Origin of the sequence: Pseudoramibacter porci, from assembly GCF_009696145.1 — a bacterium.
GTDB lineage: Bacteria > Bacillota > Clostridia > Eubacteriales > Eubacteriaceae > Pseudoramibacter > Pseudoramibacter porci.
In genome coordinates this window covers 50,127-62,998 of sequence record NZ_VUMO01000009.1, presented here as the reverse complement: position 1 = coordinate 62,998, position 12,872 = coordinate 50,127, and the positions used below count along the sequence as shown (strand labels likewise).

Genomic DNA, 12,872 nt, shown 5'->3' with positions numbered 1-12,872 from the left:
AACAACACGGTGATCACGAGAGGAGTTTTTTTATGCCTAAAAACAAATTTGAAAACTTTATTTTTACCGTCATCATGGCTTTCATCATGGTTTACGCGATGATCTGCTACAACATTTCGCTGAACATCGGCGGCATGACCAATCAGGTCTTCCTGATGGCCTTCTCTGAGCTGAGAATCATGTGGCCGGTGGCCATCGTGCTGGAAATGTTCGTGATGGAAAGACCGGTCATCTACCTGACAAACCGCGTCGTCACAAAAGACATGCCGTTCATCTGGATCCTTTTAATCCGATGCTCGCTGACCGTCTGCCTGATGTGCCCGGCAATGAGCTTCGTCGCGACGCTGCTTTTCAAAAACTTCGCGCAGTCCGGATTTGTCGGCATGTGGCTTCAGACCACGGCCATGAATTTCCCGATGGCACTGGCTTGGCAGATCTTTTTCGGCGGCCCGCTCGGGCGTCTGTGCTTCCGCCTGATCTTCAGAAGACAAAAGCGTCAGGCTCCCGCTGCCGCTGAAAGTATCTCCGAATAATCGCCGTCTGCAGCGGGTCCGCCCTCTTGTTGACAACTGTGTTAGACTTAAATCAAAAACAAGGGAGGCGGACCGATGATTTTATATTCCAGCATGCGCACGGACATCCCGGCGTTTTACAGCGATTGGTTTTACAATCGGATTGCCGACGGCCGAGTCCTGGTCCGCAATCCCTATTATCCCCAGCACGTGTCGCAATATCGGCTCACGCCCGATGTTGTCGACATTTTTTACTTTTTAACGAAAAATCCCGAACCGATGCTGAGCCGCCTCGACCGGCTTAAGGCCTTCCGCACTTTCTGGCATATCACCCTCACGCCCTATCAACGGGATATCGAGCCGAACGTCCCGGACAAGCGGGACATCATCCGCGCCTTCAAAGCGCTGTCCCGCCGCGTCGGGGCAGACCGCGTCGAGTGGCGGTACGATCCAATTTTCGTAACCGGCCAATACAGTGTCGCCTACCACATCGACGCCTTCGAAAAACTCGCGTCGGCGCTGGAGGACGCCACACACCGCTGCGTCATCAATTTTATCGATCTGTATCAAAAGGTTCGTAAAAATTTTCCTGAGGTCACCCCGATTACGGCGTCGCAGCGCCAGGCCATCAGCGCGGCCATTGTCAAAAGCTGCCGCGCCCACGGCATGATCCCCTGCGCCTGTGCGTCCAACGGCGATCTCGCCGCTGTCGGATTCGACTGCTCCGGATGTATGACAAAAGAAAAGGTCGAGCGCCTCTACCACGAAGCGATCGACCCACCGGCCTCTCGGATTGGCGCCGGCACCGGCGCCCTGGCCGGCTGTCCCTGCATCACTGGCTACGACATTGGCGCCTACAACACCTGCCCCCACGGCTGCAGGTACTGCTACGCCAATTACGATTTAGAAACCGTTCGAACCAATTACCGTAAACACGACCCCGCCGCACCGTTTTTAATCGGCGGCTCGCTGCCGGACGATATCCTGCACGACGCCCACCATACCTCCTGGATGACCGGTCAGCTCACCTTATTCTAAATTTTTTAGCCTTTTACCAGCAGTGATTTAACGATCACTGCTTTTTTATTTCGTCAACGCCTTAGCGCACCAGATGTACCCCGCCGCGCAGCGCTTTTCAGGATCCTTGAAGTGGTTGCCCGGATGCCATGCCAGCGTGCAGCTTTCAACCGACGCATTTTGTTTGAGCACGTCGTATTGGTGGCGGATGTTGTCGCCGACCTGCGCCATAACCTGATTGCGTGTCTTTTCCTCTTTATCGCCAAGGCTTAAATAAATCGCCGGCACCTTGGGCGCGTGGGCGTCGCTGTAATCCCGCCATCCGGGAAACCAGACTGAAGGTGACGCTGCCATGACCGCCGCGAAGGCGTCTGTCTGGTAAACGCTCCAAAGAGCAAACAGCCCGGCCAGAGAGTAGCCGCCGACGACAATCGGCGTTGTTTCGGAAAGCTTCGCCCGCGCGCGCACTTCTGGGATGAACATCTCACTGACGAAAGCCAAGGTGTCTGCCGCGCCGTGACCAAAGCCTTCCTTTCCGAAAACCGGCGGCGCGTCCCACGGTGTCAGATCGGCGTTCCAATCGCCGACGTAAAAATCGGCAAAAACAAAGGGCTGTTCGATTTGTTGATTCATGATCTCCAGCATCGCGGGAAAGCCCTCAGCGTCGTGATCGTCTACCGCCTGAATGAAGATCAGTTCTGCTTCCCGGCCGTCACCGTCCGGCGTGTACAGCTCGCAGACTTTTCCTGCCAGTTTAAAGGCTGCCTTTTTCATTGATTTTCCTCCTGTGAATATTTTATGTCATTATAACACATATCATACGGGTCAGGCACCTCTAGAAAATTGCCACGAATCTCTTTAAGCGTATGATCAAAATGATTATTATTTTGCGATCCTATTTCTAATCTATACAACACCATCATTACAGCCGCCTAACGGCGGATTTTTTATTGTAAATTTTTCGTTGACATTTTAATTTGTTGGGCTTATAATGACATCAATAAAATTTGTAATGTATTTAGATTCAACAGATTGAAGAGGAGAACGCAATGAACGCACAAGATTGTTTGAACATGCTCAGAGAAATTCGCGACGTGGCCTTCGCAACCGTCGATGCCGACGGCAGACCTCATAACCGTATTATTGACGTCATGATCGTCGAAAACGAAAAGCTCTATTTCTGCACGGCAAGGGGCAAGGATTTTTACAAAGAGCTGATCGCTAACCCAAACGTCGCGATCACTGGATTGAATCAAAATTGGCAGGCTGTTCGGCTGACCGGAGAAGCGAAGCGGATCACAGAAGATCACGATCAATGGATCGACCGCATCTTCGAAGAAAATCCGTCGATGAACGGCGTGTATCCCGGTGACGCCCGCTACATCCTCGATCCCTTTGTGATTGACGCGGGACAGCTGGAATGCTTTGACTTATCCTCGCATCCGATCCACCGGGAATACTTTACCTTCGGCGCGGAAAAGGACGTGCAGACGCCAGGATTCTTGATCACGGACAGCTGCATTGAATGCGGCACCTGCCAATCGGTCTGCCCACAGAACGCGATCGAAGCCGACAGCCCCTACCGTATCCGTCAGGACGCCTGCCTCCACTGCGGCTTGTGCTACGAAAACTGCCCGGTCTCCTGCATCGTGCGCCGGGACGAAAACTAACTATCTCTCTCTTTGAGGCTAAAGACAGGCGCATCTGCGCGTGCCGGAAAGGACATGCATGATCACTTCAACCTTTAAGCTGCTGGCCGCCCGCCGGGATTTCTTTCTCGGCCTGCTGGTCGAGCATCTCGAAATTTCTTTTGCCGCGATCGCTATCGCCATCGTTTTTGGCGGGCTCGTCGGCATCCTGATCGCCGAATACCAGAAATCGGCGAAGCCAACCCTAGGCGTTATCAATTTTTTATACACCATCCCTTCCATTTCGATGCTGGGGTTCCTGATTCCCTTTTCAGGCGTCGGCAACACCACCGCTGTCATCGCGCTTACCATTTACGCGCTGCTGCCGATGGTCCGCGCCGTCCACACCGGACTCACCAACGTCGATCCGGCGATCATCGAAGCGGCAAAGGGCATGGGCAGCACCAAACGGCAGGTGCTCTTCAAGGTAAAACTGCCGTTGGCCATGCCCGTCATTCTTTCCGGCATCCGCAATATGATCACCATGACCATCGCCCTGGCCGGGATCGCCTCCTTCATTGGGGCCGGCGGCCTCGGGGTGGCGATTTACCGCGGCATCACGACGAACAATGCTGCCATGACCCTCGCAGGCAGTCTCCTCACTGCCGTTCTGGCCTTAGTTGCCGATTTGCTCCTCGGCCTGCTGGAAAAACAGCTCCAAAAACGCTCCGTTAAGGCGCGGAAACGCACGAAGGGCGTTTTGATCGCCGTCGCCGCCGTCGTGATCGGCGCCATTGTCTTTGCGGCCATTCCCCAAAAACAAAACGCGACGATTCACATCGCGACCAAACCAATGACAGAACAGTACATCCTCGGTGAAATGCTCGACATTTTGATTGAACAGGATACCGACCTCAACGTCAAGCTCACTCAAGGTGTCGGCGGCGGCACCTCCAACATCGAACCAGCCATGGAAAGCGGCAAGTTCGACCTCTACCCGGAATACACCGGCACCGGCTGGAATATGGTGCTCAAAAATAAATCGGTCTACAGCGAGGATCAATTCAAAACGCTGCAAAAGGCCTACAACAAGAAAGGCTTGACCTGGATTGGCATGTACGGCTTTAACAATACCTACGGCCTCGTCGTCCGCAAACCGATTGCCGATCAGTACAATATCAAAACTTATTCTGACCTTCGCGATCACGCTCAGGATCTCACCTTCGGTGCCGAATACGACTTTTTCGAACGCAAGGACGGTTACGACGCCCTCTGCAAGGCCTACAACATGCGTTTCGGCAAGACGATGGACATGGACATCGGTCTCAAATACAAGGCCTTATCAGAAAACCAGATCGACGTCATGGTCGTGTTCACCACAGATGGGCAGCTCGCCGACGCCAACGCCGTGGTGCTCAAAGACGATAAAAATTTCTTCCCCTCTTACCGCTGCGGCAATGTCGTTCGGACAGAAGTCTTAAATGCGCATCCTGAGCTCAAAAAGGTCTTTAAAAAGCTGACCGGCAAAATCAGCGACGCAGACATGGTCAAGATGAACAACGAAGTCGACGTCAAGAAAAAAGAACCTCGGGACGTCGCCAGAGCTTTCTTAAAAGAAAAGGGATTATTAAAATAAGAGGTAAAAAATGAACGAACCTGTGATTCAATTTGAACACGTCACCAAAAAATACGGCGAAGCGACGATCATTCCGGATCTGAGCTTTGCTGTCGCGCGCGGCGACTTCGTCACCATCATCGGCTCTTCGGGATGCGGCAAAACGACGACCCTCAAAATGATCAACGCGTTAATTGCGCCCACAGCCGGCGACATTTTCGTCCAAGGCAAAAACATCCGCGATGTCGATCACATCATGCTTCGGCGCAACATCGGCTACGCCATTCAGGGCAGCGTCCTCTTCCCACACATGACCGTCGAACAGAACATCGCCTACGTGCCCAATCTCTGGAACAAGAATGACCGCAAACGCACGGAGGCCGCCATTGACAAGTGGATGGCCATCGTCGGGCTGGACCCGGCGATGAAGGACCGCTTCCCGGCGGAGCTCTCCGGCGGCCAGCAGCAGCGGGTCGGTATCGCGCGAGCCCTCGCCGCCTCGCCGGAAATTCTGCTGATGGATGAACCCTTCGGCGCGGTCGACGAAATCACCCGAAGCAGCCTCCAGGACGAAATCGCGAGAATCCACCGGGAAACGGGCATCACCGTGCTCTTTGTCACTCACGACATCAAGGAGGCCCTCAAGCTCGGCACCAAGGTCATGATCATGGATCATGGCGAAATTCAGCAGTACGATACCCCTGACGAAGTACTCGCCCATCCGGCTAATTCTTTCGTCGGAAGGTTTTTCCGAAACGAACGACACATCTGCACGATGCCCGACGACAAAATCGGCGAATGTGCATACAACCGCGTTCACGCGTAAAAAAGCGGGGTACCTGCCCCGCTCAATTTTTATCAAAATTTACAAATACCTTCCCGTCACGCTTTCCGCACAATTTTTAACAGCTTCCACCGTCCCGGCCGCGACGATGCGCCCGCCTTCTTCACCGCCGCCCGGCCCCATATCGACGAGGTAATCGGCGTTGTGAATCACGTCGAGATCGTGTTCGATGACCACGATCGTCGCGCCGAAATCGATCAGCGTCTGAAAAACCGTCAGCAGTGTTTTCACGTCGAGGGGATGCAGGCCAATGGTCGGTTCGTCGAAGACAAACAGTGCGTCCTTTTGAGGCCGCCCCATCTCGCTCGCCAGCTTGAGGCGCTGGGCTTCGCCGCCGGAAAGCCCCGGCGTCGCCTCGCCCAAGGTGAGATAGCCCAGGCCAAGATCGTGCAGCACCTGAAGACGCCTGCACACCGCCGGCAGGCCCTGACAGGCTTCAAGCGCCTCGTCGACGCTCATCGCCATCAGCTGCGGCAGCGTCAATGCCCTTTTCGCTTTATTGTGCCAATGGATGTGGTCCGCCTCCGCGCTGTAGCGCGTGCCGTCGCAGTCCGGGCAGGTGATTTCCACATCGGGTAAAAACTGCACGTCCAGGCTGATCGTGCCCGTCCCCTCACAGGTCGGACATTTGAGCGCGCCGGTATTGTAGGAAAAGGCACCGGGCTTAAAGCCAGCCGCCTTCGCTTCGTCTGTCTGCGCGAAAATCTTGCGCAGCCTGTCGTGAACTCCCGCGTACGTCGCCACCGTCGAACGGACGTTGATGCCAATGGGCGTCGCGTCGATCAGCTTGACCTGCTCAATCCCCGACGCCTCAATTCCTTTGACGTGCGCCGGAAGCGGACGGCCCTCGATTTGCGCCGTCAACCCCGGAATGAGGCTCTCCAGAATCATCGTCGTTTTGCCCGAGCCGGACACACCGGTGACCACAGAAAGCCGGCCCTTCGGAAAAGCGACATCCAACGGCTTCACCGTGTGAATCGGCCCGGTTTTCATGCGAATGGCCCCGTTGTCAAATACCGCCGATTCCGGGCAGTGCTTTCGAACCTGGACGGTTTCTCCCGAAAGGTAAGGCCCGATAATCGACGCCGAATCCTTTTCCATTTTTTCAACTGCTCCCTGGGCGATGACCTGTCCACCGTCGGCGCCGGCCTTCGGTCCCATTTCAATGAGCCAGTCCGCCTGTCTCAAAACCTGCGTGTCGTGATCCACCAACACCACCGAATTGCCGTCGTCAATCAAATCGCCCATCACCCCGGTGAGCCCTTCGATATTGGCCGGGTGCAGCCCAATCGACGGCTCGTCCAATACGTAAAGTACACCGGTCGTCCGATTGCGCACGGCCCGGGCCAACTGCATCCGCTGACGCTCGCCAGTCGACAGCGTCGACGCGGCGCGGTCCAATGTGATGTAGCCCAGCCCCAGATCCAAAAGGCGCTTCGCGGTGCCTTCAAAAGACGCACAGATGCTCGCCGCCATCGGCCGCATCTCGTCCGGCATCGTCCCCGGCACGCCTTTGACCCACCCGCAAAGGGCGGTAAGCGTCATTTGGCAGGCCTGATCCAGCGTAATCCCTCTGAGCTTCGGCGCCCGTGCCGCTTCGGAAAGCCGAGTCCCGCCGCAGTCCGGGCAGACTGCCGTCTTTAAAAATTTTTCGACCCGTTTCATGCCCTTCTCGTCCTTGACGTGGGACAGCGCGTTTTCCACAGTGTATTTAGCGTTGAAATAGGTGAAATCCATGTCGCCGGACGCGCCGCTGGTTTTGTTCTGATAGATGATGTTCTTTTTGACGGCTGGGCCGTTAAACACGATGTCCCGCTCTTTGGGCGTCAAATCCTTGAAAGGCACGTCGGTGCGCACGCCCATTTCTCTGGCGATGTCCTTCATCAAAGACCACATCAGCGTCTGCCATGGGCGCACAGCGCCCTCGTCGATGGACAGGGTTTCATCTGGCACAAGGGTCGCCTCGTCGACAGTACGCACCAGCCCCGTGCCTTCGCAGGTCGGGCAGGCGCCGCGGCTGTTAAAGGCCAGATCTTCCGCGCCTGGCCCGTAAAACTGCGCGCCGCACGTCGGACAAGTAATGGCCTTCATCGCCGCCACATTGAGCGACGGCGGCACGTAATGACCGTTGGGGCAGCGGTGGCTGCCCAATCGGGAAAACATCAGGCGCAGGCTGTTCAAAAGCTCGGTCGCTGTGCCAAAGGTGCTGCGCACCCCTGGCACCCCCGGGCGCTGCCGCAGGGCCAGCGCTGCTGGAATATAGCGGACCGCCTCCACCTCTGCCTTTTCCGCCTGGGTCATGCGCCTGCGCGTGTATGCGGAAAGCGCCTCCAAATAACGGCGGGAGCCCTCAGCGTAAAGCACGCCCAGCGCCAGAGACGACTTACCTGATCCCGAGACGCCGGCGATGCCGACCACTTGATTGAGCGGAATGTCGACATCGATGTGCTTGAGATTGTGGACGTCCGCACCCCGCACTTCGATTTTATTTGGAACTTTTTCGCGATTCTGCGCCATTGGCCTGCCTCCTTTATTCTACTTAATGTGCTTTTATTGTATCACTTTTTTTACATTTCTCGTTATCATCATTGACCAAATCGGATTGAATCCAAAGTTATTTGACAAAAATTTTTTCGTCGTCTAAAATAAAACACAAGTCATTCAAATGGCCTTCGGGCTGTTTGTTCCGGCTTTTTTATTTTGGCACTTTTTCGTGTCTTTCATTTCACAACAAATCACAACAAAATAAAAGACAGCTCAAAGCGGTTTTCTTTTTTTTAAAGAAGGCTGTTGTCTGGCGCGTTCGGCCAGTCCTACGTCTATCGATGTCGCGATCTGTCACAGGAAAGGAGTTTTTTTATGAACAATCCAAAACCCGTGAAACACGCGGCAGCCGTTCTGACGGCCATTGCCATCGGCGCTTTTCTGGCAACTTTTAACGAAACCTTTTTAAACGTCGCCTTGACGCCGATGATGCACACCTTTCACATCAATTCCGGTCAAGTTCAATGGGTCTCCACTGCCTACATGCTGGTGGCCGCGGTGACGGTGCCCATGATCAGCTTTTTATACCGAAGTGTGCCTACCCGCCGCTTAACCACGGTGGCCTTTATCTTTCTGCTGGCAGGCTCTTTAATTGGCGCTTTCTCAACAGCTTTTCCCGTTTTGATTGTCGGCCGCTGTGTCCAGGCCGTGGGCACTGGCATGATCGTCCCAATCGGCATGAACCTGACACTGCTCATCGCACCCAAGGGGCGCCTCGGCACCTATATGGGCGTCGTCAGCGCGGTGACGCTGCTGGGTCCGGCATTCGGCCCCATCGCTGGCGGCCTGTTATTGTCCGTCTCTGACTGGCATCTCTTATTTTTCGTTTTTTCCGCGCTGACTGCGGCTGCACTCGTCTTCAATGTCATTTTCATCGACGATTACGCTGCCCTCAGCCAGCCGAAACTCGATGTCCTCTCTGTCATCTTGATCAGTCTGACACTCATCGGGATCATGTACGGCATTTCGACCATCTTCTCGCAAAGCGTCATCGTCGCGATTCTGGCTTTTGTCATCGGGGTCGTCAGCGCGGGCTTGTTTGTCCGGCGTCAGCACCAGCTGGACGAGCCGCTTTTGGACCTGCGTCCCTTTAAGGATGCGTCCTTTGTCAAGGGCATTGCCGTTGTCTTCATCGCCTTCATGTCGGTCTTCGCGATGAACATTCTGCTGCCGCTCTACATGCAGAACGCTCTCGGATTCTCAGCCCTCGATGCAGCACTGACTTTATTGCTGCCCTGCTTATCCTGCGTCGTCTTTGCCCCGCTGGCCGGCAGTCTTTACGATCGATACGGCTTTAAACATTCCCTGCCGATTTCCCTTTTGGTGATGGCCGCTTTTCTGCTCCTCATGTCGACAGTGACCGGCACCCACACCGCGGGCGTACAGATTGCCCTCATTTATCTGCCGATTCTCGCCGGCTGCAACTTCAGTATCGGACCGACCCAAAGCTACGTGTTGGACAACTTGTCTGAAGACCTGCATCCCCACGGCGTCACGATCTGCTACACCGCGATCCAAACGGCTGGATGCTTTGGTTCATCCCTTTACGTCGGCATCCTCAGCGCCGTCGAACAGGGGCGGCTCGCCGCCGGTTTTAAGAGCGCACTGGCTGTCACTGGCGGCTTCCATGTCAGCTGCGCCACTGCCGCGGCTGTCGCGCTCATCGGATTCGTCGTCGCATTGTCATTAACCTGGCATCCCTTTGCCGCCGCTCCGAAACAAAGCAGCGAACAGTTGTCATAGTCCATCATTAAAAAGGTCATCTTGTGATGAGATGGCCTTTTGGCTTGCCGCACGATTTTAATGAGATGCGCCGCCTGCAGATCTCCATGTTTTCTTAAGAAGAAATGCGCTAAAATAGAAGCAAAATTGTTTATCTGTTAATTTAAATATGATAAAGGAGAAATGCTATGCCTTGTACTACGCTTTTAGTCGGTAAACGTGCGTCCTACGACGGTTCAACGATGATCGCCCGAAATGACGATTCGGGCGCCGGCCACTACACGCCGAAAAAATTTGCCGTCGTCACACCCGACGCACAGCCCCGTCACTACCGTTCGGTCTTAAGCCACGTCGAAATTGATTTGCCGGACAACCCGATGCGCTACACCAGCGTGCCCAACGCGCTGGCGGGCGAAGGCATCTGGGCCGCGGCCGGCGTCAACGCTGCCAACGTCGCGATGACCGCGACCGAAACCATCACCTCGAACGCGCGGGTGCTCGGCGCAGACCCGTTGGTCCATTATCTGTCGGCTGACGCGTCACCGGACGGTATCGAAAAACCCGGCGGCATCGGCGAAGAAGATTTCGTCACCCTCGTGCTGCCCTATATCTCAAGCGCGCGGGAAGGCGTGCTGCGCCTCGGCAGCCTCCTCGAACAATTCGGCACCTACGAAATGAACGGCGTGGCCTTTTCCGACGCCGACGAAATCTGGTGGATAGAAACGATCGGCGGTCACCATTGGATCGCGCGCCGCGTGCCGGACGACCGCTACGTCGTGATGCCCAATCAGCTCGGGATCGACCAATTTGATCTCGAGGATGCTTTCGGCGAACAGCGCGATTTCCTCTGTTCCTCTGATCTGAGGACCTTTATCGCCGATCATCACTTAAACCTGTCTTTTGACGACAGCCTTAATCCCCGGGAGGCCTTCGGCAGCCACGACGACGCGGATCACGTCTACAACACGCCGCGGGCCTGGTTCATCGGGCGGTATTTCAACCCGACCACGTATATCTGGGACGGCCCAGACGCCGACTTCACCCCTGAAGCCGACGATATTCCCTGGAGCTTTGTGCCCGAACGGAAAATCACGCCGGAGGATGTGAAATACGTCCTCTCCTCTCACTATCAGGGCACCCCCTACGATCCCTACGGCAGCTATGGCGAAGATAACCGCCGCGGCGCTTACCGCTCCATTGGCGTCAACCGCAACGATTTTCTCGCCATGCTCCAGATCCGCCCGGACATGCCGGCACACGCTCGGGCTTTGCAATGGCTGTGCTTCGCGTCTAATCCGTTCAACGCCTGGATTCCGCTGTACACCCAAATTGACACCGTGCCCGCTTTTCTTGCCACGACAGGCGAACACACTTCAACCGACAGCTTCTACTGGTGCAGCCGTCTAATCGCTGCCTTGGCCGACGCCGGCTATTCAAACTGCTTGAATCACATCGAGCATTACCAACAGGCCGTCCAGTCAAAGGGACAGGCCATGCTCGCCCATTACGATCCGCTGTTGAAGCAATCTGACCCCAGCGAAGCTCAGGCCCTTTGCGAAGAGGCCAATGCCGCCGTCACCGACGCGCTGGAAAAGCTGTGCCACAACACACTGGATCTCGTCCTTTTCGAAACCAGCAATTTGATGAAAAACGCCTACGCGCGGTCGGATGCGTAGGTCTGGTATCGTTTCATCGTCTCGAAAAAATTAAGCATGCAATAAGTTCTGTGCATCAATCTGTTCCCGTGAGATTTGAAAGATATGATATACTTTAATTAATCATCATAGAAAATTAATATGGAGGTATGCTATGGAGAAATCCAAGGTTTATTTCACTGATTTTAGAACACGGCTTGGTGTCCCGCTCACGACAAAGCTGCAGAAGCTGATCAAAAAAGCGGGAATCGGCGATATCGACATGCAGGGCAAGTTCGTCGCCATCAAAATGCACTTCGGCGAACTCGGCAATCTCGCCTACCTGCGGCCGAACTACGCCAAGGCGGTCGCCGACATTGTCAAGGAACAAGGCGGCCTGCCGTTTTTGACCGACTGCAATACCCTCTACCCTGGCAGCCGCAAGCACGCGCTGGAGCATTTGGACTGCGCCAATCTCAACGGCTTCAATCCGACCACGACAGGCTGTCAAATCATCATCGGCGACGGACTGCGCGGCACCGACGACGTCGAAGTCCCGGTGCACGGCGGCGAATATTGCCAGACCGCGTTGATCGGCCGTGCGGTAATGGACGCAGATATCGTCATCAGCCTGACCCACTTCAAGGGGCACGAACAGGCCGGCTTCGGCGGCTGTATCAAGAACATCGGCATGGGCTGCGGCTCCCGCGCCGGCAAGATGCTCCAGCACCAGAGCGGCCACCCCCACGTCATCGAGGACGCCTGCCGGGGCTGCCGCCGCTGCGCGACTGAGTGCGGCTCCGACGCCATCGCCTACCTGGAAAAGGAAGTCGACGGCAAGACCGTCACCAAGGCCTGCATCGACCCGGAATTGTGCAAGGGCTGCGGCCGGTGCATCGGGGCCTGCGCCTTCGACGCCATCGAAAATGACAACTGGGACGCTCCGGCGCTCCTCGGCCGGCGCATGGCGGAGTACACCCAGGCGGTCTGCTACGGGCGGCCCACCTTCCACATCAGCCTGATCACCGACGTGTCCCCCAACTGCGACTGCCACGGCGAAAACGACGCGCCGATTCTGCCCGATATCGGCATGCTCGCCTCCTTCGACCCAGTCGCCCTGGATCAGGCCTGCGTCGATCTGTGCGAAAAGGCGGCACCCATCCGCAACTCTCAGCTGGGCGACAACATGGCCGCCGCGGATTTCCACGATCACGGCGACGTGTGGCTCAACAGCAACCCCAACACCGCCTGGAAAGAAACCCTGGAGCAGGGCGAAAAAATCGGTCTGGGCAGCCGGGATTACAAGCTTGTGACGATGAAATAAGGGCTTCTTCGCTACTCCGGCATCGGTTTATC

10 protein-coding genes are annotated in these 12,872 nt (G+C 55.6%); 8 read left to right on the top strand and 2 right to left on the bottom strand.

What is annotated here, in order from left to right; genetic code table 11:
* Positions 1–32 precede the first annotated feature (32 nt).
* Positions 33–533 carry a DUF2798 domain-containing protein gene (locus FYJ52_RS07460; protein WP_154576598.1) on the top strand — a complete coding sequence of 167 codons (501 nt, stop codon included), beginning with the start codon at positions 33–35 and terminating at the stop codon, positions 531–533.
* A gap of 75 nt (positions 534–608) precedes the next feature.
* Positions 609–1,550, top strand: coding sequence for a DUF1848 domain-containing protein (locus FYJ52_RS07455; protein WP_154576597.1), 942 nt, complete (start codon positions 609–611; stop codon positions 1,548–1,550).
* A gap of 45 nt (positions 1,551–1,595) precedes the next feature.
* Here FYJ52_RS07455 and FYJ52_RS07450 read toward each other — a convergent pair whose 3' ends face one another.
* Positions 1,596–2,303: an alpha/beta hydrolase-fold protein gene (locus FYJ52_RS07450; protein ID WP_154576596.1), complete on the bottom strand. Its 708-nt coding sequence runs from the start codon at positions 2,301–2,303 to the stop codon at positions 1,596–1,598.
* 275 nt (positions 2,304–2,578) lie between these two features.
* On the opposite strand from FYJ52_RS07450, the gene FYJ52_RS07445 reads away from it, so the two are divergent.
* Genes FYJ52_RS07445 through FYJ52_RS07435 form a run of 3 tightly spaced genes read left to right on the top strand, consistent with a single transcriptional unit; the run spans position 2,579 to position 5,598 of the window.
* Entirely contained in the window at positions 2,579–3,199 is a 621-nt protein-coding gene (locus tag FYJ52_RS07445) for a pyridoxamine 5'-phosphate oxidase family protein (RefSeq protein WP_154576595.1), read from the top strand.
* A gap of 58 nt (positions 3,200–3,257) precedes the next feature.
* A complete protein-coding gene (locus FYJ52_RS07440; protein ID WP_154576594.1) occupies positions 3,258–4,793 on the top strand; it encodes an ABC transporter permease/substrate-binding protein in 1,536 nt (511 codons plus the stop codon).
* Positions 4,794–4,803: 10 nt separating this feature from the next.
* Positions 4,804–5,598 carry an ABC transporter ATP-binding protein gene (locus tag FYJ52_RS07435; protein WP_154576593.1) on the top strand — a complete coding sequence of 265 codons (795 nt, stop codon included), beginning with the start codon at positions 4,804–4,806 and terminating at the stop codon, positions 5,596–5,598.
* A gap of 39 nt (positions 5,599–5,637) precedes the next feature.
* On the opposite strand, the gene FYJ52_RS07430 is transcribed toward FYJ52_RS07435, so the two are convergent.
* The gene (locus FYJ52_RS07430) at positions 5,638–8,133 is read right to left on the bottom strand and encodes an excinuclease ABC subunit UvrA (protein ID WP_154576592.1); all 2,496 of its coding nucleotides are present in this window, start codon (positions 8,131–8,133) and stop codon (positions 5,638–5,640) included.
* Positions 8,134–8,475: 342 nt separating this feature from the next.
* On the opposite strand from FYJ52_RS07430, the gene FYJ52_RS07425 reads away from it, so the two are divergent.
* From FYJ52_RS07425 to FYJ52_RS07415, 3 genes are all read left to right on the top strand, one after another.
* On the top strand, positions 8,476–9,903 hold the full coding sequence (locus FYJ52_RS07425) for an MFS transporter (RefSeq protein WP_154576591.1): 1,428 nt from the start codon (positions 8,476–8,478) through the stop codon (positions 9,901–9,903).
* A 167-nt stretch (positions 9,904–10,070) separates the two neighbouring features.
* Positions 10,071–11,558 carry a C69 family dipeptidase gene (locus tag FYJ52_RS07420; RefSeq protein ID WP_154576590.1) on the top strand — a complete coding sequence of 496 codons (1,488 nt, stop codon included), beginning with the start codon at positions 10,071–10,073 and terminating at the stop codon, positions 11,556–11,558.
* A gap of 133 nt (positions 11,559–11,691) precedes the next feature.
* Positions 11,692–12,840 carry a DUF362 domain-containing protein gene (locus FYJ52_RS07415; protein WP_154576589.1) on the top strand — a complete coding sequence of 383 codons (1,149 nt, stop codon included), beginning with the start codon at positions 11,692–11,694 and terminating at the stop codon, positions 12,838–12,840.
* Positions 12,841–12,872: the final 32 nt, after the last annotated feature.

Bases quoted from the DNA above. Each gene is read 5' to 3' on its own strand.
- FYJ52_RS07460 (WP_154576598.1), top strand. From the start codon at position 33: ATGCCTAAAAACAAATTTGAAAACTTTATTTTTACCGTCATCATGGCT.
- FYJ52_RS07455 (WP_154576597.1), top strand. From the start codon at position 609: ATGATTTTATATTCCAGCATGCGCACGGACATCCCGGCGTTTTACAGC.
- FYJ52_RS07450 (WP_154576596.1), bottom strand. From the start codon at position 2,303: ATGAAAAAGGCAGCCTTTAAACTGGCAGGAAAAGTCTGCGAGCTGTAC.
- FYJ52_RS07445 (WP_154576595.1), top strand. From the start codon at position 2,579: ATGAACGCACAAGATTGTTTGAACATGCTCAGAGAAATTCGCGACGTG.
- FYJ52_RS07440 (WP_154576594.1), top strand. From the start codon at position 3,258: ATGATCACTTCAACCTTTAAGCTGCTGGCCGCCCGCCGGGATTTCTTT.
- FYJ52_RS07435 (WP_154576593.1), top strand. From the start codon at position 4,804: ATGAACGAACCTGTGATTCAATTTGAACACGTCACCAAAAAATACGGC.
- FYJ52_RS07430 (WP_154576592.1), bottom strand. From the start codon at position 8,133: ATGGCGCAGAATCGCGAAAAAGTTCCAAATAAAATCGAAGTGCGGGGT.
- FYJ52_RS07425 (WP_154576591.1), top strand. From the start codon at position 8,476: ATGAACAATCCAAAACCCGTGAAACACGCGGCAGCCGTTCTGACGGCC.
- FYJ52_RS07420 (WP_154576590.1), top strand. From the start codon at position 10,071: ATGCCTTGTACTACGCTTTTAGTCGGTAAACGTGCGTCCTACGACGGT.
- FYJ52_RS07415 (WP_154576589.1), top strand. From the start codon at position 11,692: ATGGAGAAATCCAAGGTTTATTTCACTGATTTTAGAACACGGCTTGGT.